Annotated in this window: 24 protein-coding genes; 7 read left to right on the plus strand and 17 right to left on the minus strand. The window is 60.5% G+C overall.

The window, feature by feature from the left end; all coding sequences use genetic code 11:
* Positions 1-66: 66 nt before the first annotated feature.
* The 9 genes from C8K63_RS21325 to cbiE form a co-directional block, all read right to left on the minus strand.
* Positions 67-2,184, minus strand: a complete 2,118-nt coding sequence (locus C8K63_RS21325; RefSeq protein WP_108218478.1) for a TonB-dependent copper receptor — start codon at positions 2,182-2,184, stop codon at positions 67-69.
* A 108-nt stretch (positions 2,185-2,292) separates the two neighbouring features.
* Positions 2,293-2,742, minus strand: a complete 450-nt coding sequence (locus tag C8K63_RS21330; RefSeq protein ID WP_108218479.1) for a DUF2946 domain-containing protein — start codon at positions 2,740-2,742, stop codon at positions 2,293-2,295.
* 21 nt (positions 2,743-2,763) lie between these two features.
* On the minus strand, positions 2,764-3,243 hold the full coding sequence (locus tag C8K63_RS21335; RefSeq protein ID WP_108218480.1) for a copper chaperone PCu(A)C: 480 nt from the start codon (positions 3,241-3,243) through the stop codon (positions 2,764-2,766).
* Positions 3,244-3,290: 47 nt separating this feature from the next.
* Positions 3,291-3,689, minus strand: a complete 399-nt coding sequence (locus C8K63_RS21340; protein ID WP_108218481.1) for a DUF2946 domain-containing protein — start codon at positions 3,687-3,689, stop codon at positions 3,291-3,293.
* Between the two features lie 100 nt (positions 3,690-3,789).
* Entirely contained in the window at positions 3,790-4,080 is a 291-nt protein-coding gene (locus C8K63_RS21345; protein ID WP_007994260.1) for an addiction module antidote protein, read from the minus strand.
* A 3-nt stretch (positions 4,081-4,083) separates the two neighbouring features.
* Positions 4,084-4,386: a type II toxin-antitoxin system RelE/ParE family toxin gene (locus C8K63_RS21350; protein ID WP_108218482.1), complete on the minus strand. Its 303-nt coding sequence runs from the start codon at positions 4,384-4,386 to the stop codon at positions 4,084-4,086.
* A 202-nt stretch (positions 4,387-4,588) separates the two neighbouring features.
* A complete protein-coding gene (locus C8K63_RS21355; RefSeq protein WP_108218483.1) occupies positions 4,589-5,305 on the minus strand; it encodes a cobalt-precorrin-6A reductase in 717 nt (238 codons plus the stop codon).
* Positions 5,302-6,399 carry a cobalt-precorrin-5B (C(1))-methyltransferase gene (locus C8K63_RS21360; RefSeq protein ID WP_108218484.1) on the minus strand — a complete coding sequence of 366 codons (1,098 nt, stop codon included), beginning with the start codon at positions 6,397-6,399 and terminating at the stop codon, positions 5,302-5,304. Before C8K63_RS21360 ends, C8K63_RS21355 begins: the two co-directional genes overlap by 4 nt.
* A complete protein-coding gene (gene cbiE, locus C8K63_RS21365) occupies positions 6,392-7,603 on the minus strand; it encodes a precorrin-6y C5,15-methyltransferase (decarboxylating) subunit CbiE (RefSeq protein ID WP_108218485.1) in 1,212 nt (403 codons plus the stop codon). Before cbiE ends, C8K63_RS21360 begins: the two co-directional genes overlap by 8 nt.
* Before the next feature lie 168 nt (positions 7,604-7,771).
* On the opposite strand from cbiE, the gene cobG reads away from it, so the two are divergent.
* The 7 genes from cobG (at position 7,772) to C8K63_RS21400 (ending at position 14,850) form a co-directional block, all read left to right on the plus strand.
* Positions 7,772-9,094 carry a precorrin-3B synthase gene (gene cobG, locus C8K63_RS21370; RefSeq protein WP_108218486.1) on the plus strand — a complete coding sequence of 441 codons (1,323 nt, stop codon included), beginning with the start codon at positions 7,772-7,774 and terminating at the stop codon, positions 9,092-9,094.
* A complete protein-coding gene (locus C8K63_RS21375) occupies positions 9,087-9,713 on the plus strand; it encodes a precorrin-8X methylmutase (RefSeq protein ID WP_108218487.1) in 627 nt (208 codons plus the stop codon). The genes cobG and C8K63_RS21375 overlap by 8 nt, the downstream gene beginning before the upstream one ends.
* Positions 9,713-10,444, plus strand: a complete 732-nt coding sequence (locus tag C8K63_RS21380) for a precorrin-2 C(20)-methyltransferase (protein ID WP_108218505.1) — start codon at positions 9,713-9,715, stop codon at positions 10,442-10,444. The genes C8K63_RS21375 and C8K63_RS21380 overlap by 1 nt, the downstream gene beginning before the upstream one ends.
* Positions 10,444-12,147 carry a precorrin-3B C(17)-methyltransferase gene (gene cobJ / locus C8K63_RS21385; RefSeq protein ID WP_108218488.1) on the plus strand — a complete coding sequence of 568 codons (1,704 nt, stop codon included), beginning with the start codon at positions 10,444-10,446 and terminating at the stop codon, positions 12,145-12,147. The genes C8K63_RS21380 and cobJ overlap by 1 nt, the downstream gene beginning before the upstream one ends.
* Positions 12,148-12,385: 238 nt before the next feature.
* The gene (locus tag C8K63_RS21390; protein ID WP_108218489.1) at positions 12,386-13,153 is read left to right on the plus strand and encodes a hypothetical protein; all 768 of its coding nucleotides are present in this window, start codon (positions 12,386-12,388) and stop codon (positions 13,151-13,153) included.
* 152 nt (positions 13,154-13,305) lie between these two features.
* Positions 13,306-14,115: a hypothetical protein gene (locus tag C8K63_RS21395; RefSeq protein WP_108218490.1), complete on the plus strand. Its 810-nt coding sequence runs from the start codon at positions 13,306-13,308 to the stop codon at positions 14,113-14,115.
* A 51-nt stretch (positions 14,116-14,166) separates the two neighbouring features.
* On the plus strand, positions 14,167-14,850 hold the full coding sequence (locus C8K63_RS21400) for a hypothetical protein (protein ID WP_146176402.1): 684 nt from the start codon (positions 14,167-14,169) through the stop codon (positions 14,848-14,850).
* A gap of 18 nt (positions 14,851-14,868) precedes the next feature.
* Here the strand turns inward: C8K63_RS21400 and C8K63_RS21405 are convergent, their stop codons facing one another.
* The 8 genes from C8K63_RS21405 to prmA form a co-directional block, all read right to left on the minus strand.
* Positions 14,869-15,465, minus strand: a complete 597-nt coding sequence (locus C8K63_RS21405) for a MarC family protein (protein WP_108218492.1) — start codon at positions 15,463-15,465, stop codon at positions 14,869-14,871.
* A gap of 65 nt (positions 15,466-15,530) precedes the next feature.
* Entirely contained in the window at positions 15,531-18,308 is a 2,778-nt protein-coding gene (locus tag C8K63_RS21410) for a hybrid sensor histidine kinase/response regulator (RefSeq protein ID WP_108218493.1), read from the minus strand.
* 100 nt (positions 18,309-18,408) lie between these two features.
* Entirely contained in the window at positions 18,409-19,704 is a 1,296-nt protein-coding gene (gene purD / locus C8K63_RS21415; RefSeq protein ID WP_108218494.1) for a phosphoribosylamine--glycine ligase, read from the minus strand.
* A 155-nt stretch (positions 19,705-19,859) separates the two neighbouring features.
* Entirely contained in the window at positions 19,860-21,467 is a 1,608-nt protein-coding gene (gene purH / locus C8K63_RS21420) for a bifunctional phosphoribosylaminoimidazolecarboxamide formyltransferase/IMP cyclohydrolase (protein ID WP_108218495.1), read from the minus strand.
* An 81-nt stretch (positions 21,468-21,548) separates the two neighbouring features.
* Positions 21,549-21,869: a DNA-binding transcriptional regulator Fis gene (gene fis / locus C8K63_RS21425; RefSeq protein WP_015093301.1), complete on the minus strand. Its 321-nt coding sequence runs from the start codon at positions 21,867-21,869 to the stop codon at positions 21,549-21,551.
* Entirely contained in the window at positions 21,866-22,876 is a 1,011-nt protein-coding gene (gene dusB, locus C8K63_RS21430; RefSeq protein WP_108218496.1) for a tRNA dihydrouridine synthase DusB, read from the minus strand. The genes fis and dusB overlap by 4 nt, the downstream gene beginning before the upstream one ends.
* Positions 22,877-23,060: 184 nt before the next feature.
* Positions 23,061-24,305, minus strand: a complete 1,245-nt coding sequence (locus C8K63_RS21435) for a DUF3426 domain-containing protein (protein WP_108218497.1) — start codon at positions 24,303-24,305, stop codon at positions 23,061-23,063.
* A gap of 30 nt (positions 24,306-24,335) precedes the next feature.
* Positions 24,336-25,214 (minus strand): 50S ribosomal protein L11 methyltransferase, encoded by an 879-nt coding sequence (prmA, locus tag C8K63_RS21440; protein WP_108218498.1) that lies wholly within the window; start codon positions 25,212-25,214, stop codon positions 24,336-24,338.
* Positions 25,215-25,505 lie beyond the last annotated feature (291 nt).

Consider the following 25,505-nt stretch of genomic DNA (forward strand, 5'->3'; position numbering starts at 1 on the left):
TGCGGTTGCTGCGCAACCGTTCGCGGGCAAGCCCGCTCCCACAGAGGGAGCGGGTGCCCTCAAGGGTTAGAAACTCATATCCACCTTGGTCCAGAGCGTTCGCCCCGGTTCCTTGATGGCCTGCGGGTCATTGGCCGGGTAGCCGAAACCCGCATTGCCGGCCAGGTTCAAGTGCTCGGCGTAAGCCTTGCCGAACAGGTTGTCGACGCCGCTGCTGACCTTCCAGTTGCTGTTGATCCGATAGGCACCGTTGAGGGAGAACACGCCGAAGCCCGGCGTCTTGCCGAAATCCTTGCCGACCACGTTGCCCTTGTTCTGGTCGATGCGGTTTTGCGCGGCGACCACTCTCCACAGTGCGCCGGCGCTCCAGTTGTCTTCGCTGTAGGTCAGGCCGAAACGGGCATCCAGCGGCGGCATCTGCGGCAATGCACTGCCATCGCTGCTGTTCTTGCCCCAGGCGTAGGCCAGGGTCGCGTCGGCTTTCCAGTTGTCGGTGAGGTTGTAGGCGGCGCCCAATTCGCCGCCCATGATTCGCGCGTCGATGTTTTCGGCTTGCGAGGTCGTACCCATCATCGTCGGGGTGTAGTTGAACAGGATGTAATCGCGCACCTGCCCGACGTAAGCCGAGGCCCAGGCTTCGAGGTCTTCGGTCTTGTATTGCAGGCCGAAATCGAGCTGGGTGGTTTTTTCCGGTTTGATCGAATCGAAGGCATTCAACGAACCGGCGGGGCCGGACTTGGGTGAAAACAGCTCCCAGTAATCCGGGAATCGCTGGGTGTGACCGAGGCCGGCATACAAGGTTGTCGGGCTATCGGCCAGGTCATGCTCGTAGCGGATGAAACCGCTCGGCAGGGTATCGGCGCGGGTGTCGTCGGTGGTCGGATTCGGGCGGGTCATCATGCCCGAGCCGATGGTCTGCCGAAAATCCTTGGCCGAGGCGCGGTCCAGGCGTGCGCCGCTGATCAGGCGGTCACGGTCGGCGGCGTACCAGGTCAGTTCGCCGAACACGCCGTAGTTATGGAAGTCGGCATCCTTGGTGTACGGCAGGTCCTTGTAGGTGTCGACACCCATGGCGCTGCGCTGGCGATGTTCGTTGGTCTGCGCGTCGATGCCGCTGATCAGTTGTACATCAGCCCAGCGCCAGGTGGCCTTGACCCGGGCGCCGAGGGTGCGGCGGTCGACGTTGGAGGCCATGGGCCCGGCCATCATCCCGGTACCGGACGGCGTGCGCAGGGTGTAGTTGTCCATCACATGGTAGGCGTAGTTGTAGTAGACCTGCGCCTCGACCTTATCCAGTACCTCGCCGATGTTGGACTGCTCAAATCGCAGGCCGAGGCTCTCGCGCAGGAACTGCGAACCGTCCATGCCGCGCCCGGCGTAGCGGGCTTCGCCATCGCCACGGCCGGCGGTCAGTTCCAGCAAGGTGTCGGTATTCGGCGTCCAGCCGACGGCCACGTCACCGTTCCATTTGTCATAGCGCGACGCCACGGTGTCGTTGTTGCCGTCCTGGTAGTCGTCGGAGTGCGCGGTGTTGCCGATGACCCGCACATAACCCGATTGTCCACCGGCTGCGGCGTCCACCAGTTTGTCGAAGCGACCGTAGGAGCCAGCCAGTACGCTGGCGTTGACCCGCGTGCCGAGTTCGCCGAAGTGCTCCGGCTCGCGGTCGAACAGGATAGTGCCGGCCGAAGAACCCGGTCCCCACAGCACGGTTTGCGGGCCTTTGATCACGGTGAGCTTGTCGTAGGTTTCCGGCGAGATGTAGGAGGTCGGGGCGTCCATCCTCCCCGGGCAGGCGCCGAGCATCATGCTGCCATTGGTGAGGATGTTCAGCCGCGAGCCGAACATGCCGCGCAGCACCGGGTCACCATTGGTGCCGCCATTGCGCACCATGGCGAAGCCCGGGATGGTTTTCAGGTAATCGGCACCGTCGCTGGCCGGCACCGGTTGGCGCGGTTCCTTGGGGTTGGTGACGATGGTCAATGGCGAACTGGGGGCAACGGCGGTAATCACTGTCGGGCTCAGTTCTTCACTGTGACTGGCATGCTCATCGGCGAGCGCAGAGGGCGCGAGCAATGCACCGCACAGGATTGCGGTGGCGTGCCTGAAACGAACGCCGGATTCGTTCAGGGCAAAAGAGGCTTGGGCAGGGCTCAAGCAAGGGACAGCAGAAAACCTGGACATGACAATTTCCATCGAACAGTCGTAAACGACACGGCCGGCAGCCTGCGCAATCCCTGTGGGATTGAGCGTTGGCTGTCTTGCGGACCGTGTGAAATCAGAAGTGAGTGTTTACGCGACGACGGGTGGGGCGCGGGTGCGAGCGCCGGGGAAGAAGGTTTGCCGGGCATGGCCCAGGCGTGGGGAAGGCGTGGTGAAGGTGTTGACGGGCGAGATGACGAAGTTGGCGAAAGACACGCCACCGGTCAGCGCCGGGCAATTGAAGAGCAGGCTGCAATAGCCGCACTTTTCCCATAGCGCATGGTGCCCCGGGGCTGGCGGGCAATGCTCGGCAGTGGCTTGCGTTCCATGGTCGGCATGCTCCATCGCCGACATGTCCATGTCCATGCTCATACCGGCAGGCATGGTCATCGACATGGCGCGCGAATCCATCGGCATCGACTGAGAGATCAGCGGACCGATAAAGATCATCAGCATGGCGAACAGGCTGATCCAGCTGCCGCGTGTCAGGCTCAATGCTTGACTGCGTGGCCTGGATGACCTGGCGCTAAGCGGGCGCATGGGCGTTTTCAGTTCAGGCGATCAAGGCTTGTGCACGTGCGCTTGCATGGTATCCGGCGCCTGCTTCTGCACCGCGACTTCGACCGTCACGTCACCGGACTTCTCGAAGTGCAGCGTCATGGGGAAACGCTTGCCGTCAACCAGCAGGCTGCGGTCCTTGAGGCCCAGCAACATCACGTGATAAGCCATCGGTGCGAAAGTGACCTCACCTCCGGCGGGCACTTCCACGCTCGGTACGTGCTGCATTTTCATCACGTCGCCTTGCATCACGTGCTCATGCAATTGCGCTTCGTCCGCAATGGGGGTGTCGACGCTGAGCAGGCGGTCGGCGGTCTTGCCTTCATTGCTGATCACGAAATACGCCGCAACGGTGGGCGCGTTGGGCGGCAACTCCTGGGACCACGGATGCGCGATTTCCAGTTCGCCGACTTTGTATTCGTGGGCATTGGCAAAGCAGGCAGGCAGCAGCAACGCGGCCAGAACGATGAGTTTGTTCAACATGGCAGTTCTCCGGAACGATTTAAAACGCAGTCAATTGCGAGAAAAAATCACACCAGAGGGGACGCGCGGGGGTTGAGACTCGGCCATTGCTGGCGCGGTGACGGGCTGTCGAGCGAGGTGGCGGGCAGGCTTCGGTTGGACTCGAAGCGGGCGAAGTACAGCTGCGGTGAATGCCCCGGCAACGCCACCAATGGCGCAGAACCGGAGCAGCACCAACAATGCTGCATGTTGGAATGATCGTCGTTTTTCGGGGTTTTCTGTTCAAGGTCCCCGATGGAAATCGCCACCATCCTGGTGCCGCTGGAGCTGCAGAAACTGCCCCACAACAACTGTTCGGCAGGTGAGTTAGCCGTTTGTGCCATCGCTCCGGACATCGGCATGGCGAGCATGTTGAACAGCACTGCGAAGCAGGCTATCCAGGCAATTGCGAGCCGTTGTCGGGACATGGGACAAAATCCGTTTGGGTGGGCGATCAGGCGCGGGCTATTTAGCCTGATCAGGGCCGATAAGTAAAAAGGCGGCATGCGGTCTGGTGTCGCAGCGTAATCAGACAGCGATGGCATGCAAGCGCAGACCCAAGGCTTTCATAACTTTCATGATAGTCGCGAATTCCGGATTGCCACTACTGCTCAGCGCTTTGTAAAGACTCTCGCGTCCCAGACCGGCATCACGGGCGATTTGTGTCATGCCCTTTGCTCGGGCGATATCGTTGAGCGCTGCACGTATCAGCACGCCGTCTCCGGCATCTTCTTCAAAGCAGGCATCCAGATAAGCCGCCATTTCCTCCGGAGTTTTGAGAAACTCGACGGCATCAAAACGGGTAAATTGTTCGGCCATGATTTACTCCTCATTACCGATATTGTGTGCCATTTGAATAGCACGTTTGATATCTCGTTTTTGAGTCGACTTGTCACCCCCGATCAACAGCAAGTAAATCACCTCATCTCTGCGAGTGAAGTACATCCTGTAGCCTGGGCCGTACTGAACGCGCATCTCATAAACCGCAGCACCTACAGATTCACAATCACCAAAATTTCCATACTCGGCTGCCCGGAGTCTGGCGATTATTCGAGCTTTGCCGATGGTGTCCCTCAGCGAGTTGAGCCAGTCAGCAAATACTTGGGATCGCTCAAATTCGATCATGTTGAATCGTATTCCTTGGGATACAGGGTGGCAAGCGGCACTTTCTTTTGGGCGAGACCATTCATCCCTGTGGATGTTGGGTGCGCTTGATTGGTTCAGGGGGGAGGCGAACTATAGGATTGAGGCCGTAGAGTCGATAGCCAGCTTCGTCTGAGAATGCTGCCAGCGGAATCGCAAGGTTTAGCAGGTCTTAGGAATAGTCCTACACTGGTAGGGCACCCAGCATATCTGCCACTGAGCCAAACTCCCGTTCCACACTTGGCAATTCGGGGCGCTTCAAGACAATCACCGGCACACCACGCTCACGCGCCACTTCCAGCTTCGGCTCGGTCGCCGTGCTGCCGCTGTTCTTGCTGATCAGCACGTCGATGTTTCGCCGCTCGAACAACTCACGTTCATCGTCGATCAGGAAGGGCCCACGTGCGCCGATCACTTCACAGCGCTCGTTGCCCGGATACACATCCAGTGCGCGCAGGGTCCAGAATTGCTCCGCCGGAATTTCATCCAGGTGCTGCAGGGGCTCGCGACCGAGGGTGAACAGCGGTCGACGGAAGGGTTTCAGGGCTTCGATCAATTCGGCCCAATCGCTGACTTCCCGCCAGTCATCCCCCGCCTGGGCCTGCCAGGCCTGTCGCCGTAGCGCCCAGCAGGGAATGCCGCTCAAGCGCGCGGCGGTCGCGGCGTTCTGGCTGATTTGGGCGGCGTAGGGGTGAGTGGCATCGAGCAGCAGATCGATGCCTTCGTCGCCAATGAATTGCGCCAGGCCCTCGGCACCGCCGTAGCCGCCGACGCGAACCTGGCATTGCAGGTCCGTCGGCACCCGACCGACACCAGCCAGGCTATAGATGTGCTGCGGTCCCAGCGTGCGGGCAATGGCCATGGCTTCGGTCACGCCGCCTAGCAGGAGAATGCGCTTCATTGAAAGGCTCCCGCATGACCAACGATCCCGCCCTGGCGATCGATGGCAAAGACCTCCACTTGAACCTGCGCCGGCACCACGCTGCGGGCAAAGTCCAGGGCATGCTGACAGACTGCATCACCCAGGGCGACCCCGGCTGCAGCGGCCATGGCCAATGCCTGCTGGCTGGTGTTGGCCTCGCGGATGCTCTGCTGCAACGCCACATCGGCGCCGACCTGTGCCGCCCATAGCGCCAGTTGCGGCAGGTCGATGCTCGAATGGCGACTGTGCAAATCCATGTGCCCGGCCGCCAGTTTGCTGATCTTGCCGAAACCACCGCACAGGCTGAGTTTTTCCACCGGTACTTTACGCAGGTGCTTGAGCACGGCGCCAACGAAGTCGCCCATTTCGATCAGGGCGATTTCCGGCAGGTTGTAGACCCGGCGCATGGTGTCTTCGCTGGCGTTGCCGGTGCAGGCGGCGATGTGCAGGTAACCGTTGGTTTTCGCCACGTCGATGCCCTGGTGGATCGAGGCGATGTAGGCCGCACAGGAAAACGGCCGGACGATGCCGCTGGTTCCGAGTATCGACAAGCCGCCAAGAATGCCCAGGCGCGGGTTCATGGTTTTCAATGCCAGCGCCTCGCCGTTCTCGACATTGACCGTGACCTCGAAGCCGCCGCTGTAGCCGAGTTCATCGGCCAGTCGGGCCAGGTGTTCGCTGATCATTTTGCGCGGCACCGGGTTGATCGCCGGTTCGCCGACACCCAGCACCAGCCCGGGCCGGGTCACTGTGCCGACGCCGCGGCCGGCCTTGAAGCGAGTCCCGGGTTCGCTACTCAGACGCACCTGGGAGTAGAGCAGGGCACCGTGGGTCACGTCCGGATCGTCACCGGCGTCTTTGAGGGTTCCGGCTTCGGCGCCGTCCTCGGTGAGGCGGCAGAACTCCAGGCGCATCTGCACCTGCTTGCCCTTGGGCAACACGATTTCCACTGCATCGGCCGATGTGCCATCCAGCAGCAGACGCGCGGCGGCGAGGCTGGTGGCCGTGGCGCAACTGCCGGTGGTCAGGCCGCTGCGCAGTGGTGCGGGTTGTTCGGCGGTTTCGTCACGCATCGAAGGGTTTCGTCACATCCAGCAAGGTAATCGGCAAGGCCTGGCGCCAGGTGTCAAAGTCGCCCAGCGGTTGTGCCTGGGCGATATGAATGCGCGTCAACTCCCCGCCGTGTTGCTCGCGCCAGGCCATCAGGGTCATTTCACTTTGCAGGGTGACTGCGTTGGCAATCAGCCGGCCCCCGGGTTTGAGTTCGGCCCAACATGTATCGAGCACGCCTTCGCGGGTGACACCGCCGCCGATGAAAATCGCCTCCGGTCGCTCCAGCCCGGCCAGGGCCAGCGGCGCACTGCCGCGAACCAGTTGCAGGCCGGGAACCCCGAGCGCATCGCGGTTGTGTTCGATCAACGTTTGTCGGCCCGCATCCGCCTCGATGGCCAGTGCGCGGCAACTGGGGTGTGCGCGCATCCATTCGATGCCGATCGAGCCGCTGCCGGCGCCGACGTCCCACAACAGTTCGCCAGGGACCGGGGCCAGGCGCGCGAGGGTGATGGCGCGCACATCGCGTTTGGTCAGTTGGCCGTCGTGCTGGAAGGCCGAGTCCGGCAGGCCGGCCAGTCGCGACAGCCGCAGCGTGTTCGGCTCGGCGACGCACTCGATGGCGATCAGGTTCAGGTCGGCGATCAGCGGATCGTTCCAGTCGCTGGCGATACCGTCGATACGCCGCTCGGCTTCACCGCCCAGGTGTTCCAGCACGGTGAGACGGCTAGGGCCGAAGCCATGTTCGCGCAACAGGGCCGCGATGGCGGCGGGGCTGCGGCCGTCGTTGCTCAACACCAGCAAACGCACGCCACTGGACAAGTGGGCGTTGAGTGCGGCGCAAGGCCGGGCCACCACGGACAGTGTGACCACCTCCTGCAAGGGCCAACCCATTCGTGCAGCGGCCAGCGAGCAGGAGGACGGTGCGGGAAGCGTCAGCATCTCGACTGCGGGGAGTTGCCGGGCGAGGCTGGCGCCGACGCCGAAGAACATCGGGTCGCCACTGGCCAGGACGCAGACGGGTTCGCCACGCTGCGACAGCAGCGACTCCAGGCAGAAGGGACTTGGCCACGGCTGGCGCTCGCCGCGTATGCACGGCGGGAGCAAATCCAGATGCCGCTGGCCGCCGAAGATTTTCGAGGCGCGCAACAGTGCATGCCGGGCGTTCTTGCCCAGGCCCTTGAAACCGTCTTCGCCGATGCCTACTACCGTCAGCCAGGGTGTCATGCCGTTCCTCAATCACGCGTTCAACGTTGTTGGGCGGCATGATAGCGCGGGTTCCTTGAGCTGACTGCCTTCTCTTCCCGACCGGAGTCTTTTCATGCAGCGAAGCAAAGCAGGCATAATACCGCGCACTTTCGCCGTGAATCGCCTCGCCACCTGAACGGGTCCGCCTTGAACGAACGTCCGCTGTCCTCTGCCTTACGCCCCTCGGCCTGCCCGGGGTTGCTGCGTATTGTGCCGGCACTGGACGGCGGCATCTGCCGGATCAAGTTGAGCGGTGGTTCGATCAGCAGCGACCAGGCAGAGGTCGTAGCGTCTGCGGCCGAGCGTTACGCCAGCGGAGCGATCGAGGCGACCAACCGGGCCAACCTGCAGATCCGCGGCATTGGCAGCGAACAAGCGGCGTTGATCGACAGCCTGCTGGCCGCCGATCTGGGGCCGCAGAACGCGGCCGGCGACGATGTGCGTAACCTGATGCTCAGCCCCGGCGCCGGGATCGACCTGCGCATGCTGTTCGACACTCGCCCGCTGGCAGGGCAGATCCTCGCCACACTGCAAGGCCACGAAGCGTTCCACGACCTCAGTGCCAAGTTCGCCGTGCAGCTCGATGGCGGTGAAGACCTGGCGATGCTCGAACATCCCCATGACCTGTGGCTCTCGGCGTTTGAGCAAGATGGCGAGCGACGGCTGGCGTTCGGTCTGACGGGATGCCCGACGGACAGCCCCGCCGGTTCGGTTGCGCTGGCTGACGGGTACGCTCTGGTGGTCGCGGTCCTTGAATTGTTCCTTGAACTGGCGCGCCCCGAGCAGACGCGGATGCGCCATCTACTGACCGGGTATTCGGTCGAGGACGTTCTGCTTCGGTTGGCTGAGCGAGTGTCGATGCAAGCGGTTGTCGGCTGGCAGCGGGTTTCGGGCTCCAGTGATGTGCACATCGGCGCACATCCCCAGGCCGAGCCGGGTGTTGTCTATGTGGGGGCTGTCCCGCCGCTGGGTCGGCTCGATCCGACGATGCTGCGGGGTGTGGCGCAGCTGGCACGCGAGTTCGGTGATTCCAGCCTGCGCTTCACACCCTGGCAAAGCCTGCTGCTGCCCAATGTCCACGCGAAAAACGCCGCCGAGGTCATTCGACAATTGCATTGCCTGGGCTTGCAGTGCGAAGCCGATCAGCCATTGTCCCGGTTGATCGCCTGCACCGGTTCCAACGGTTGCGCCAAGGGGTTGGCCGAGACCAAGGGTGATGCCCTGAAATTGGCCGAATTGCTGCAGAGTCTTGGACAAGCGCCGAACGTACATTTGAGCGGTTGCCCGCGTTCTTGCGCCGCCGCGCATACGGCGCCCGTCACCTTGCTGGCCGTCGCCCCCGGTCACTACGATCTCTATTTACGCGATGCAGCGCAGCCGGGTTTCGGCGCGCTACACGCACGCAACCTTACTATTGAAGCGGTCGCGGCCTTGCTCGACGCCCGCTCACGGAGCCCCATTGATGCTTGATTACATCCGCGACGGTCAGGAGATCTATCGCAACTCCTTCGCGATCATTCGCGCCGAGGCCAACCTCGACCGCATCCCGGCCGATCTGGAGAAACTCGCGGTGCGTGTGATCCACGCCTGCGGCATGGTCGAGGCCATCGACGGTTTGCAGTTTTCCGAAGGCGCGGGCAAGGCGGGGCGCGATGCGCTGGCAGCCGGTGCGCCGATCCTGTGCGATGCGCGGATGGTCTCCGAAGGCGTGACCCGCGCACGCTTGCCGGCGAACAACCAGGTGATTTGCACCCTGCGCGATGACAGTGTTCCAGCACTGGCTCGCGAGCTGGGCAACACCCGCTCCGCCGCCGCGCTGGAACTGTGGCGCCCGCACCTGGAAGGCAGCGTGGTGGTCATCGGCAACGCCCCGACGGCGCTGTTTTATTTGCTGGAGATGCTCGACGCCGGTGCGCCGAAACCGGCGCTGATCCTCGGTTTTCCAGTGGGCTTCGTCGGCGCAGCCGAATCCAAGGCAGCGCTGGCGGCTGACAGCCGTGGCGTGCCTTTTGTCATCATGCAGGGTCGCCTGGGCGGTAGCGCCATGGCCGCCGCCGCCGTCAATGCCCTCGCCACGGAGATCGAATGATGCAGCAACCTGGACGTTTGATCGGCCTTGGCGTCGGCCCCGGTGATCCGGAACTGATTACCGTCAAGGCCCTGCGGTTGCTGCGCGAGTCGCCGGTGGTGGCGTACTTCGTCGCCAAGGGCAAGAAGGGCAACGCCTTCGGCATCATCGAAACGCATCTGCAAGAAGCGCAGAATCTGTTGCCGCTGGTGTACCCGGTGACCACCGAAGCCTTGCCGGCACCGTTGTCCTATGAGCAAGTGATCAGCGACTTCTACGATGACGCTGCGCAAGAGCTGGCCACGCATCTCGACGCGGGCCGTGATGTGGCGGTGATCTGCGAGGGTGATCCGTTCTTCTACGGCTCCTACATGTACCTGCACGACCGGCTCGCCGAGCGCTATCAGGCTGAAGTCGTGCCCGGTGTGTGTTCGATGCTGGGTGGCGCCTCGGTGCTCGGTGCACCGCTGGTGTATCGCAATCAGAGTCTGTCGGTGCTGTCCGGCGTACTGCCGCACGACGAACTCAAGCGTCGCCTGGCCGATGCCGATGCGGCGGTGATCATGAAACTGGGGCGCAACTTTCCCAAGGTCCGCCAGGTGCTGGAAGAACTCGGCCTGGCCGAGCGTGCGCTGTACGTCGAACGCGCGACCATGGCCAATCAGAAAATTGTGCCGCTGGATCAGGTTGAGCCGATGTCCTCGCCGTATTTCTCGTTGATCATCGTTCCCGGCGAAAGGTGGCAAGGCTGATGACCCGTCCAGTTCCGGCGATTGTCATTCTCGGCAATGGCAGCCTCGCTACCGCACGCAGCATTCAGCAGGTGTACCCCGAAGCCCTGATCCATGGCCTGGCCGAACGGGTCGAAGGCGCGGATCGGGTCTATCACGAATTCGGTGCAACCCTGCGCGAACTCTATCAACAGGGCACGCCGATCATTGCCCTGTGCGCGGCCGGGATCGTGATCCGCACGCTGGCGCCCTTGTTGCTGGAAAAGGGCGCCGAGCCACCGGTATTGGCGGTGGCTGAAGACGGTAGCGCCGTGGTTCCACTGCTGGGTGGTCTCGGTGGGGTGAATGTGATGGCGCGGGAGATTGCCGCGGCACTGGAAGTTTCTGCGGCGATCACCACCAGCGGCGAGTTGCGTTTCGGCACGTGCCTGCTCAATCCGCCCAGCGGCTATGCCCTGGGCGATCTGGAACTGGGCAAGCGTTTCGTTTCCGATTTGCTGGCCGGTGAAACGGTGCGCATCGAAGGTGCGGCTCCGTGGCTGGCGCAGGCGCAATTGCCCGAAGACGCACAGGCCCGATTGGCGGTGCATGTCAGTCATGCCGAGCGGACTCCTGCAGCCAATGAATTGTTGATCTACCCACGCAATGTGGTGGTCGCTGTGGATGCTGGCCTGGTGAACGTCGCGGCGGCGGTGCGCGAGGCGTTGCATCAGGCAACAATCGCCGTGCAGTCGCTGGCTTGCCTGCTGGCCGCCGACACCGAAATGGCCAGTTCGGGGTTGCGCGAGGCGGCGCTTGAATTGGGCGTGGCGTTGCGTTTTGCCGGCGCTGAGAAGGCGCTTGGCGAACGTCTGCGTACTGCCATAGGCCAGCCCGTTTCCCTGCTGGGTAGCGACACCGTTGCCATTGCGGTGGCAGAGCAGCCGCTGGACCCATTGCAGATCGGCCGCCCGCGTGGACGGCTGGCGGTGATCGGCCTCGGGCCGGGCGCTGCTGAACTGATGGTGCCGGCAGTAAAGGCTGAACTGGCTCGCGCAACCGACGTGCTGGGCTACGAAACCTATGTGCGCATGGCCGGGCCGTTTCGCGCCGATCAAGTACTGCATTGCACCGACAACCGCGAAGAGATGCAACGCGCCCGCCACGCCTTCGAACTGGCGGCTCAGGGGCGCTCGGTGGTGGTGGTTTCCTCGGGGGATCCGGGGGTTTTCGCCATGGCCGCGGCGGTGCTGGAGGCGCTGCACGAGTCCACCGACGTCCATTGGCACAACGTTGATCTCGAGATCCTGCCGGGCGTCTCTGCTTCGCTGGCGACTGCCGCCCAGGCCGGCGCGCCGCTGGGACATGACTTCTGTGTGCTGTCGCTGTCGGATAACCTCAAGCCCTGGGCAATCATCGAGAAACGCCTGGACCTGGCCGCTCAAGCCGATCTGGCGCTGGCCTTCTACAACCCGATCTCGCGTTCTCGTCCGTGGCAATTGGGCCAGGCACTGGACATTGTCGCCCGACACCGCGTACCCGAGACGCCTGTGGTGTTAGGCCGGGACATCGGGCGTCCGGGGCAGACGCTGCGGGTTACCACCCTTGGCCAGTTGACCCCGGATCAGGTCGACATGCGCACCATGGTATTGATCGGCTCATCCACCACCTGCTCTTTCCCTCGTCCTGAGGGGGGCGAATGGGTCTACACGCCGCGTTGGTATGGCGAAAAACCCGCTTCCTGAATCAAGACGCCTCTTTGGAGGCGTTTTTTTTTGCGAAGTATTCTGCATGAGCAAGTTTCTGGGTTGTGGGTTTTTTGCTGAAAATATAAGTTTAAACATTGAAAGTATCCATGATTGGCTTTTTTGATATTGTGTGATGTGCCTGTTGATAACAGTTCCTTGACGTGTGTTTCTTGTGTGTCGGGAATTTCTTTGTTTCGATAGGGTGTGCAATGTGTGTTAATGGAGAGTATTAAAAATGGACTTTGATTTTGCTCTTGTCCCTAGTCTTGGACAGCGCCTTGAGTTTATTCGGAATATGGGTTTTCTTCGTGTCCAGCGTTCAGGCAGGGTCAGGAGGTTTGCCGTTGGCGATGACATCGGGGCATATGATGATCGTGCGCAAAGTGCGATGCTGATTGGCAGGACGCTGCTGGGCTGTATGGCAGGCTTGAGCAGGGAAGAAAAGAAAGAAATCAAGAACAGCATCAAGATTGCCAGCTTGGTGTGTGATACATACGAAAATGAGGCGCTTGGTCTTGGCGATTGGCTGAATCGCTACGCGAGAATGCTTAATCATTTTGGATGGTATTCGGATCGACATCCGGGCGAAAAGGTTTATAGGGATCTGTCCAGTACGGTTTCCGGGAAAATGATTGAAACGGTTCGGCAACTGGGTAACGAACCCATGCTGACCAACAGTATAGCGGCTTTCAAGGCGCTGGAATCTGACTCCCGTGGGCTGGCGGCTTATGCCGGAGCGACGCTGTACGGCAAATCCTTTCAAGTTGCACCGGCAGGGCGTGACAGCAAGGGAATGCTGACGATGGAACTTAATCACGCGCGGTTGATCGTCAAACGAAAAACCAAGAGTTTCCTGTTTGTCAGTTGGCAGAAGGGTGAGGCCGAGTTGCAGCATAATTACCGAAGCTTTTATCTCGACAGAAACGCTTACGCGGAAACGAAACAGAAGTTGGAGGATATCCTCGAGGAAAGCGATATGGCCGAAATCGAGTTAAGGCTTTGAAAGTGTGTTGTCGCTATTTTGTAAGTAATGGTTTTGGCGATTTGTTGCGTATTATTTTGAAGAATGGTCAGTATTGACACTCAATTGTGAATTGATTAACTTTGGTTTCGGGCTGGGATTGGCCCTTATAATATATTATATGGATATTCGAAATGACTGATATTACTGCGGTAGAAATGAGCGAGGCGCAATGCCTGGAATTTATCGAGGAAAGCCTGAAAGAAACTTTGCCTGTCATTCAGCAGCAACAAGCCGGTAGACGTGTTCGCCGTGCCGTCGACGGGGTTATTGATACCGATAAGTTGAATGCAGCGATTCTCAACTCCACGATGATTTCCTTTCCCGAGGGCGTGAGCCACCGCAACAAAACAATTATAAAGCGAACCTTTTTGTTCGCCGACCTGTCTGCGCAGATCAAGTTTCCCAACGAGCAAGATCAGGTTCAACGCTGGGAACATATGCTTAAAGGGATGAAAGCCATGGGCTGGACCATGTTCGGCAACCCGACGATCAATTATCAGGAGTCGGCGAGCGGCCTGCTAATGTCCAATCTGGTGCTGGACATTGCCAAATCAATGATAGGCGGTCTTGGCGGCGGCCTCGGACCTATCCTGAAGCTGGGGGCAGAAAAGGCAATCGAAGGTCTGCAGGCCAATAAGGAAGCATTGAAGCTCTATGAAAATAACGGCAAGAAAGGCGATGGTGCAAACTTCGGTCTCGCAAGCTGTGCACAGGATAGCGATGGTGAAGTAAGCCTGGTGATGAGCGCTATCAGTTATTACACCACATCCGGAAATACCAAGATCGCTTTCTTTGACAAGACCTCCTCGTCTGGCAGGTTGTTTCAATCCAAAGGTGTTTTCAGCATCCATGCCGATGACTATGTCAAGAGGAAGGAGGATGCAGCCAACAAGTTCTATGAGGCTGTCGATAAGCGCCTGGAAATGGAGTTTGGTATCTGATTTCCAGTCTGGTCAGGTGCGATGCACCTGACCTTTTGCGGGGTGTGCAGTATGAGTAGTACTGGCTATGTAAATGCGGGAAGCTTATTGATCATTTCGTCGTCGCTGCCGATGCCGGTGCGCGAAGACATCCTTTCTTCACTTCTTTATGCTCAGTTGACTTCAAGCAAGAGTTACCCGGAGCTCAAGGATTTCAAGGCTTGGAACAGCAGGTATGCCGAGGCCTTGAAGTTTCTTCTCTATGAAGTACCGGGCCGGGTCGGGGACGGGTTCTTTTCGTCCTCTGTGGATGAATGCGTAACGTTCGAGAGCCTTGTCAGGCAACGGCTGACGTCTTTGTTGGCGCCTGATGAATGCAGCTCGTTGGATCTTTTGCTGCAACACACTGTGAGTCTTGAGTTGCTGAACCCAGCTCACGATTTGTTGACGCGATACGCTGTAGAAGCGGGAAGGGCGCAGAGCGGTAGTGCCCCGGTTGTCAACCGTATCAGGATCCATGCCGGCGTGGTGGATGAGTCTGCAACCCTGAGAATGCTGACTATCAACCTTGCTACCCGTACACCCATTGAACCGGTTTTTCTCAACCAAAGCTTCATGTTGAGCGAGATTGTCGGAGATGTTGAAACGAAATGCTTTGTCGCCCAACTGGACGAAGACTATGCAGAGTACAAAAGGAAGTGGGTGCTCGACGCTCTCGGTGGACGGCGTGAAAAGGGGATCGAAAGACTTTATTGATGTGTTCTTGCTGGCTCATCACGGCACCAGATAGCCTTTGACCCCGGTAAAAATAATCTGTGCCGCCAGTGCACACACGAACAACCCCATCAAGCGGCTGACAATCTGCAAGCCCTGATCGCCGAGTATGCGTTCGATGCGGCTGGACAGATAAAGCACCACCCCCACGGTGAAACTGGCCAGGGCAATGCTGACAATGGCGGTGAGCTTGTCGTCCCAATGCGGCTGGCTCACGCCCATCACCAGCAAGGCACCGATGGTGCCGGGGCCGACTGTCAGCGGAATGGTCAGCGGGACGATGGTCACATCCTGCTGCACGTTGTCGGTCTGTATCGCCGATTTGCCTTGTGCCATCCCTAGTGCCGAGATGAACAGTACGCTGCCTGCACCGATGCGGAATGCATCCACGGTGATGCCGAAAACACTGAAAATCACTCGGCCGAACAAGTACAACAGCACACTGGAGACCAGGGTGGCGACCGCTACTTTCCAGGCCAGCCGACGCTGTTCCTTGCGCGAATAACCACGGGTCAGGCTGATGAAGCAGGACAACACGAAGAATGGGCTGTAGAGCACCAGCATCTTCAGGTAAACGCTGAACAACACATGGAGCATGGTGCCGGGCTCACTGGCGAGGGAAGTCGAGGGGGAGTCTATCAGGGGTTGCGCCGTCTGTCGGCTCAGGATGGTTGGGTCGTTGCGCGATTGTGCTGGTCACGCTGGGCGACCCAATGCTCAATCAGTTCGCGCAGCTGCGACAGTTCCACCGGTTTGGCCATGTGCCCGTCCATACCGGCCTGCCGCGCACGTTCTTTGTGTTCGGCCAGGATATGGGCGGTCAATGCCACCACGGGGGTTCGGACCCGCTGGTTGCTGACTTCCCAGGCACGCAATTGCTGGGTGGCCGAGAAGCCGTCGAGGATCGGCATTTCGCAGTCCATCAGCACCAGGTCGTAACGCTGGGCTTTCATCGCTTGCAAGGCTTCTTCGCCGTTGCAGGCAGTATCCGGTTGCAGGTTGAGCTTGCTCAGCATGCCGCGGATCACCTTGGTGGAGATGCTGTTGTCTTCGGCCACCAGGATGCGGAAGTCGCAGGGGACCTTGACCGGCAGGACCTGGCCGCTTGGCACGGGCTGGGTAGCGGCGAGACCTTTGTTGCGTTGGGTCAGTTCGTCGGCCAGGGTGGTCTTGAGGGTGTAGCCGGCTACCGGTTTGGCGAGGATGCGCTTGATCCCGGAGTTGCGCGCGATGATCTTGCTCGGTGCGTTGCTGATGCCGGTGAGCATGATCAGCAGGATGTCATGGTTCAGGCTCGGGTCTTCCTTGATCTTGGCCGCCAGTTGCATGCCAGTCATGCCGGGCATGTTCTGGTCCAGCAGGACCACATCGAAGTAATCACGCAAATGAGCCTTGGTGCGTAGCAGTGCAAGCGCTTCCTTGCCGGAAGGCGCGGCGCTGACGTTCAGGCCCCAGGCGCTGCATTGCTGCACCAGCACCTTGCGACAGGTGTCATTGTCGTCCACCACCAATACCCGCGCACCTTGCAGCGGGCCGTCGAGGTCCGAGGTCGGGTGTTCGAGGCGATCCGGGTCCAGCGGCAGGGTCAGCCACAGGGTGCTGCCCTGGTTGCTGCCACTCTTGATCCCGAAGTCCCCTTGCATCAAGCGGATCAGCTGGCGGGCAATCACCAGCCCCAGGTTGCCGCCCGGGTGGGTGGCCGAAAGGAAATGCCGGCTGTGCAGTTCGGCGTGCATCAGGGCGTCGCGTTCTTCGGCGTCCATGGGCTCGCCGCTATCCTGCACGGCAATACGCAGGCGTGGTTTGTTGTTGCGCTCGTCGAGCGCCACGACGATCAGGATTTCGCCTTCATCGGTTTTTTTCAGGGCATTTTCCAGAAGGCTCAACAGGGTCTGGCGCAAGCGTGTCGGGTCACCGCTGATCACCCGCGGCACTTGCGGCTGGATGAAGCTGATCAACTCGACGTTTTGCTGCTCGGCCTTGGCGCGGAAGATGCTCAGGCAGTCTTCGATCAGCGCGTTGAGGTCGAACTGCACATCGTCCAGCTCGATCTGCCCGGACTCGAGTTTTGAGATGTCGAGAATTTCGTTGATCAGTGTCAGCAGCTCGTTGCCGGCGCTGTGGATCGTCTGCACATAGTCGCGTTGCTTGACCGAAAGCGGCGTGCCCAGCAGCAGCTCGGTCATGCCGAGGACGCCGTTCATCGGGGTGCGGATCTCATGGCTGATCTTCGCCAGGAACTCGGCCTTGGCGTTGATCTCGGCGTTGCTGGCCGCCAGGTCGCGGCTGATGCTGAAACGGTCTTCGGTGATGCGGCGCTGGCGCTCGCTCAATGCAATGCTCATCAGCAGGCCGCTGATGCAGATGAACACCAGCAAGATGGTGAGCAGGCCATGGGGTTCGATCAGGGTCAGCCCCAACAGGGCGGGCAGGATGATCAGTGTCCCGAGGTTGAACACCACCATGGCCGCCACGAAGAGGCGAGCCGGGCGATAACCTTTTTGCCAGTGATGGGCGCTGATGAACAGCATGCTCAGGCCTGCCAAGGCTACCAGGCCATAGGTAATGAAGTTCAACGGCAAGGTATTGACGAACAGCAGCATCAGGCCGCAGGCGGTGATGAGCAGGATCTCGCCGAGCAGCAAGCGGTTCAGCGGGTGCGGCCCGAGTGGGGAGAAGAAGCGATAGGTAAGCATCAGGCCGCAGGGCGCAGTCATTAACAATGCCAGGTAAGCCCCCGGCGTTTGCAGTGCATGCCAGTCCGGCAGCCAGGGACCGGCGAGGTTCAGCAACAGCAGCAGGCTGAGCATCAACAACCCTTCGCACGTCGCCAACCAGAGGGCGCTGTGTGAGCGGGTGTAGGTGTAGCGGATGAGATTGTGCAGGATCAACATGGCGATGCAACCGAACAGCAGGCCATAGATCAGCGTCTGGTTCTGGTTGGCAGCCGCGAGGATCGCCGATTGCAGGGTGATATAGGGGCGTAACTGGTGATCGGAGGCCAGTCGCAGGTAAACGTCGAGGGGGGTGTCGTTTTGCGGCAGGGCCAGCATGAAGTCGCTGCTGGGCAATGGTCGCTCGGATTGCGGCTGTCCGTTGCCCGTGCTGGATTGATCGATCAGCTTGTCGCCGTCCAGCACGTACATGTTGAACTGGCGCAGGTCAGGCGCGAACACTCGCAGCAACTGTTCGTGGCTACCCGGCGCAAGCCTGAATCGCAACCATAACGCGCCATCGGGCTCGGCCGCGGTAATGCGGTCGAGTTCGATAGGGCTGAATTGGTTGGTATAGCGTGCGGAACGGATGTCGCTCAGTTGCAGGTCGCCCTGTTCGTCGAGCAATACCGCCCAGCCACTGCCTTGCGCGGCCTGGGCCGGTAGCATGCAGAGCAAGGTCAGCAAAGTGACGGTCAAGCTTATGGCAATCCTGAGCCAGCGCACGGCGAAATCCCTTCGTTAGGTTGATGCCAGAATATAACGATGCGCGGTGCTGGAATAGCCAGGCAATGAACCGTGTTCATTGCCTGGCGCGGTGTTTACCTTATTCCTGATTCTCGCCGCGCTCGCGGGCAATGGCGCGGTAGCCAATGTCCTTGCGATAGAAACAGCCTTCCCAGTCAATCGTAGCCGCCAACCTGTAGGCCTGCTGCTGCGCAGCATCGACGCTGGCACCCATGGCTGTGGCGCACAACACACGACCACCGGCCGTCACCACCTGACTATCCTTGAGTGCAGTGCCGGCGTGGAAAATCTTGCCTTCCAGTGCGGCGGCTGTATCCAGCCCCTTGATGGCAGCGCCTTTGGCGTAATCACCAGGATAGCCGCCAGCGGCCAGGACGATGCCGACGCTCGGACGTGGATCCCATTGCGCTTCTACCTTATCCAGCGCTTGCGCCAGGGCGGCTTCGACCAGCAACACCAGGCTCGACTGCAGGCGCAACATCACCGGTTGGGTCTCAGGGTCGCCGAAACGGCAGTTGAATTCGATGACTTTTGGGTTACCAGCCTTGTCGATCATCAGGCCGGCGTACAGGAAGCCCGTGTAGACATTGCCTTCCTCGGCCATGCCGCGCACGGTCGGCCAGATCACCAGGTCCATGACGCGCTTGTGCACGTCGGCGGTGACCACGGGTGCCGGGGAGTAAGCACCCATGCCGCCGGTGTTTGGACCGGTGTCGCCGTCACCGACGCGTTTGTGGTCCTGGCTGGTGGCCATCGGCAGCACGTTCTTGCCGTCGACCATGACGATGAAGCTGGCTTCTTCGCCGTCCAGGAACTCTTCGATGACCACGCGCGAACCCGCATCGCCAAAGGCATTGCCCGCCAGCATGTCGCGCACGGCGTCTTCGGCTTCAGCCAGGGTCATGGCGACGATCACGCCTTTGCCGGCGGCCAGGCCGTCGGCCTTGATCACGATCGGAGCGCCTTTTTCACGCAGGTAGGCCAGGGCTGGCTCGATTTCGGTGAAGTTCTGGTAGTCGGCAGTCGGGATCTTGTGGCGAGCCAGGAAGTCCTTGGTGAAGGCTTTAGAACCTTCCAGCTGCGCAGCGCCGGCGGTCGGACCGAAGCAATCGAGGCCGCGGCTGCGGAACAGATCCACAACACCGGCAACCAGCGGCACTTCAGGGCCAACGATGGTCAGGGAAACGTTTTTCTCGGCAAAGTCTGCCAGTTGCTCAAGCGCCAGTACGTCAATGGCGACGTTCTCGCACTTGGCTTCGATGGCGGTACCGGCGTTGCCCGGAGCCACGAACACCTTCTGCACGCGCGGATCCTGAGCCACTTTCCAGGCCAGGGCGTGTTCACGGCCACCGCTGCCAATGATCAAAACATTCATTTCAAAAACCTCGGATGACGCTAATTCTGTTGAACACCGCAGGGGTGCTTTTCTGTAGGAGTGAGCCTGCTCGCGATGATGGCGTTACAGTCAGATTCAATGTGTCTGAAAGGACGCTATCGCGAGCAGGCTCACTCCGACAGTTGATCGTGTACTTAGTGACGGAAGTGGCGCATGCCGGTGAACACCATCGCGATGCCGGCTTCGTCGGCAGCAGCAATCACTTCGTTGTCACGCATCGAACCGCCCGGCTGGATCACTGCGGTGATACCGGCCTTGGCCGCGTTGTCGATGCCGTCGCGGAACGGGAAGAATGCGTCGGATGCCATGACCGCACCTTGAACCTGCAAGCCAGCATGTTCGGCCTTGATCGCGGCGATACGCGCGGAGTTCACGCGGCTCATCTGGCCGGCGCCGACACCGATGGTCTGGCGGTTCTTGGCGTAGACGATGGCGTTGGACTTCACGTACTTGGCGACTTTCCAGGCGAAGATCAGGTCGTGGATTTCCTGTTCGGTCGGAGCGCGCTTGGTCACCACTTTCAGGTCATCGGCGCCGATCATTCCGATGTCGCGGCTCTGTACCAGCAGGCCACCGTTGACGCGCTTGTAGTCCCAGGCCGCCGCGCGGTCAGCCGACCACTCGCCGCAGGCCAGCAGGCGTACGTTGGCTTTGGCGGCGACGATGGCGCGGGCTTCTTCGCTGACCGATGGCGCGATGATCACTTCGACGAACTGACGTTCGACGATGGCCTTGGCAGTCTCGGCGTCCAGTTCGCGGTTGAAGGCGATGATGCCGCCGAACGCGGATTCGGTGTCTGTGGCGTAGGCCAGGTCGTAGGCCTTGCGGATGCCGCCTTCGGCATCAGGGCTGACAGCCACGCCGCACGGGTTGGCGTGCTTGACGATCACGCAGGCCGGCTTGACGAAGCTCTTCACGCATTCCAGCGCGGCGTCGGTGTCGGCCACGTTGTTGTACGACAGTTCCTTGCCTTGCAGTTGGGTCGCGGTGGCGATACCGACTTCGGCAGGCTTGGCCTCCACGTAGAACGCCGCGCTCTGGTGCGGGTTCTCGCCGTAGCGCATTTCCTGGGCCTTGATGAACTGGCTGTTGAAGGTGCGCGGGAACTCGCTGCGACCTTCTGTGCTGAGGGTGTCGGCAGCCTGGTTCACGGTGCCCATGTAGTTGGCGATCATGCCGTCATAGGCGGCGGTGTGTTCGAAGGCCTTGAGCATCAGGTCGAAACGCTGAGCGTAGGTCAGGCCACCGGCCTTGAGGGTTTCCAGGACGCGGGCGTAATCGCTGGCGTTGACCACGATGGCCACGTCTTTGTGGTTCTTGGCTGCAGAACGAACCATGGTCGGGCCGCCGATGTCGATGTTTTCGATGGCGGTCGGCAGGTCGCAGCCTGGCTTGTTGATGGTGGCTTCGAACGGATACAGGTTGACCGCAACCAGATCGATCGGCTTGATGCCGTGCTCGTTCATGATGGCGTCGTCGATACCGCGACGACCGAGGATCCCGCCGTGGATTTTCGGGTGCAGGGTCTTGACCCGACCGTCCATCATTTCGGCAAAGCCGGTGTAATCAGCGACTTCCACTGCGGCAACGCCGTTGTCCTGCAGCAGCTTGAACGTCCCGCCGGTGGAGAGGATCTCGACGCCCAGGGCTTCAAGCTCCTTGGCGAATTCGAGGATCCCGGTCTTGTCGGATACGCTGATCAAGGCGCGGCGGATCGGCAGGCGGGTAGTCTGGTCGGTCATCTCAATTTCCATCAAAAGCAAAGGAAGTCAGCAAAAAAGGCGACCGGTTTACGCGGGCGCCTTTCTGGTTTGATTGAATGCTTACAGCAAATCGTACTGCTTGAGTTTCTTGCGCAGCGTGCCCCGGTTCAGTCCGAGCATCTCGCTGGCCTTGGTCTGGTTGCCCTTGACGTAATTCATCACGCACTCGAGCAGGGGAGCCTCGACTTCGGAGAGCACCAGGTTGTACACATCCGTGACGGCAGCGCCCTCAAGGTGGGCGAAATAATTGTGCAGCGCCTTCTCGACACTCCCGCGAAGGGTCTGGCCTTCTTCGCTCGGCGTATTGAGGTGCTGTTTCAAATTTACGTTGTCGCTCACGGGTGTTGTTCCACTCACTAAAGTCTCGGTCATCATCGTCATGCGGCCACCCACTCTCCGTCCCCTGTCAGGCTCTTGTAACGCTCGGCGAAAAACGCCCGAACGTTGGCGCATTGTGTATCCGTACCATCCAAACGATTGAAGTGGGCGCGAAACTCCCTGGCGCCCGGCAGGGTTGCGAGATACCAGCCCACATGCTTTCGAGCAATGCGCACACCCATGACATCGCCATAGAAGGCGTGCAGGGCGGCCAGATGCTCTAGCAGAATGCGTTCCACCTCGATCAGTTCCAGCGCCGGGAGCTTCTCGCCGGTACGCAGGAAATGGTCGATCTCGCGAAAAATCCATGGCCGCCCCTGGGCAGCCCGGCCAATCAACAAACCATCGGCACCGGTCGCGTCGAGCACGTACCGGGCTTTTTCCGGCGAATCGATATCGCCGTTGGCGAAGACCGGAATCGACACCGCCTGCTTGATCGCGGCAATGGTGTCGTACTCGGCAACACCTGTGTACAGGTCGGCACGGGTGCGGCCATGCACCGCCAGCGCCGTAATGCCTGCCTGCTCGGCGATCTTCGCCACCGTCAGGCCATTCTTGTTGTCCCGGTCCCAACCGGTCCGGATCTTCAGGGTAACCGGCACATTGACCGCAGCCACGACGGCCTGCAGGATCTCGGTTACCAGGGCTTCATCCTTCAACAGTGCGGAGCCGGCAGCCTTGTTGCAGACTTTTTTTGCCGGACAGCCCATGTTGATATCAATAATCTGCGCGCCCATTTCAACGTTGGCACGTGCGGCGTCCGCCAGCATTTGCGCGTCCCCACCGGCGATCTGTACCGAGCGTGGCTCGGGATCACCTTGGTGGATCATGCGCATGCGCGACTTGCGGGTGTTCCACAAGCTCATGTCGCTGGTGACCATTTCCGAGACGACCAGTCCCGCGCCCAAGCGCTTGCACAGCTGACGAAAGGGCTGGTCGGTGACGCCCGCCATGGGGGCGAGAATCAAGCTGTTGTGTAATGTGTATGGGCCGATGCGTACCGCCGACATAGGACTTCCCTGTTGTGGGGCCGGATCATGGGAGTTCGAAAAAGGGTTGGCATGATACCCGCTCTCGATGACTGGATAAAGGCTGAATTGAACAAATTCTGAACAGTTATTCTGTTATTACCCGTGGTTTGGTTTGCCAGGGGCAGTCAGAAAGCCGACGTTAATCCGGGAGCAATGAAGCGTTTCACTCCGGAGAGTGAAAGCTCAGACTGTAGTTCACGGCCTTGGCGCCGGGGTCGAGAATGTCCAGGGCGATGTGGATCGGCGTTTGCGGAGGCATTTCCGCCATGCCTTCGAGATCGCCATTGAGGTACTCGCCGGGTTTGAAGCGGCGACTGGCGATCAGGTGGCCATTGAGGTCGGCGAAGCGCAGTTCCAGCAGTGGGAAGGGCTGGGAGAAGGGCGCGCGGTTATAGATGATCGCATCGACCACCAGGGCGCCATTGAACTCGGGATGGCTGCGCACCACCAGGTTGCTGCTCTTGATTTTCGCGATGTCGACCTTGGATGGCACGGTGCAGCCGATTTGCGGGCACAGTTGCTGGAACCACGGGCGATACTGATCCTGTCGCGCCAGTTCGTCGAAATGATAGGCGATGTACTGGCCGGCGAGGGCGCCAGCAGCAATCAGCACCAGCAGCAACCACAACAGCCGTCGTCCCCAGGGCGAGCGGCGTTTTTGCCAGTCCAGTTGCAGTGGGTCGTCGGTCAGGTCTTGCAGCACTTCGGCGCGCACGCCCGGCTCGCTACGTTCGCGTCGCTTGCGCAGCGGTTCGATCGAGGGCAGGTTGTCGTCGGTTTCGTTCTCGTCGGCGGCTGACAGGCGTTCGTGATTCAGCGGCGCATCGAGAGGGTCGTGCAGTCGCAAATGGGGTGGATGTGGTTCGTCGTCGAGATCAACCGGTTCCAGAGACAGCGAAGGTTCGGTGCGCGAGGCTTTGCCCGGTTCGACTGTCGGCTCTGGCGTTTCAAGGCTGTCGAGCGGTTCGTCGAGTTGCGCACGATCCGCCGCCGACTCACTGAACAGGCTGTCGGACCACGGCTCCTCGTCATCCTGCCCGGCGCTGTCGCGACGGGCGCTCAGCGAGTCGTCGCGATGGCGGCCGAGCTCGGTGGTCGGCTGGATTTCCCGCTGTTCGAGCCGGGCGAGTTCTTCGTCGAGGTCAAGACTGTCCAGATCCAGCTCGGTGGCGCTCCATTGCTTTTGGCTGATGGCGCGCGGCGGCGATGCTTCGAGGGGCTGCTCAGGCGGGAGCGGCTTCGCTGCCGGTGGTTCCTTGCCGGACTGCTCAAGCAGCTGCCTGGCGGCATTGAACACCTGCAGGCAGGAGCCGCAGCGAACCACGCCACGCGCCACGCTCAACTGGGCATGGCTGACGCGGAAGCTGGTTTGGCAATGCGGGCACTGAGTGACGAAGCTATCGGTCATGCGGCGTTCCGGATTATGCAGACGGCCATTCTAGCGCCGACGGCCAGTGATGCGCACCCAGCCATCGCGATTGGCGATCGGGTCCAGATCGAAGTCCTTGGCGTAGGCGGCAGCGACTTCGTCGCCCTGTTCGGCGAGGATGCCCGACAGCGCCAGGCGACCGCCGGTTTTGACCAGGCCGGACAACTGCGGCGCCAGGGAGACTAGTGGGCCGGCGAGAATGTTGGCCACCAGCACGTCAGCCTGAACCTGTGGCAAGTCTTGCGGCAGGTACAGCGGGAAGAGCTCATCGGCAATATTGTTGCGTCCGGCATTGTCGCGGGAGGCTTCCAGCGCTTGCACGTCGATATCGGTGCCCACGGCCTCCCTGGCGCCGAGCAGCAGCGCGGCAATCGCCAGAATCCCCGAACCGCAACCGAAGTCCAGGACGTTGCAGTCCTTCAGGTCCTGACCGTCGAGCCATTCCAGGCACAGTGCGGTGGTCGGGTGGGTGCCGGTGCCGAATGCCAGGCCCGGGTCCAGCAGCAGATTCACTGCGTCAGGCTCTGGCGCGGCGTGCCAGCTCGGCACGATCCACAGGCGCTGGCCGAACCGCATTGGCTGGAAGCCGTCCATCCAGCTGCGTTCCCAGTCCTGGTCTTCGATCACTTCGCTGTGGTGTTCAGGTAGCGGGCTGCCGGTCAGCAACTCCAGATGGGCCAGTACCGGGCCGGGCTCGGTACCACCTTCGAACAAGGCCAACAGGTGCGTGTGCGACCACAGCGGCGTGGTGTTGAGTTCCGGCTCGAAGATCGGCTGATCTTCGGCGTCCATGAAGGTCACCGACACGGCGCCCACTTCAAGGAAAGCGTCTTCATAGGTTTCGGCTTGTTCTGGGCTGATGGCGAGACGTACTTGCAGCCAAGGCATGGCGGGCACCTTTGAAAAATATTGATTGCAGCCTAGCGGGCTGCGAGAAGCGCGCAAGTTTACGCGAGAGAGTGGGTTTTGTGGGAGTAGCATGGCATGACGACTGTAGGAGCGAGCTTGCTCGCGAAAATCGACAGGTCGCCGCGGTGATTCAGGCACCGCTCATTATCGTTGGCCACCTTCGCTGGCAAGCCAGCTCTTATCAAACAAAAAATAACCCATTGTTTTTGCTCTAAAAATTATCCAGCCATCACCAACTGCATGCCCAGCTTGCGCGCCTTGTGTTCCAAG

Origin of the sequence: Pseudomonas sp. GV085 (assembly GCF_003050925.1) — a bacterium.
Classification (GTDB): domain Bacteria; phylum Pseudomonadota; class Gammaproteobacteria; order Pseudomonadales; family Pseudomonadaceae; genus Aquipseudomonas.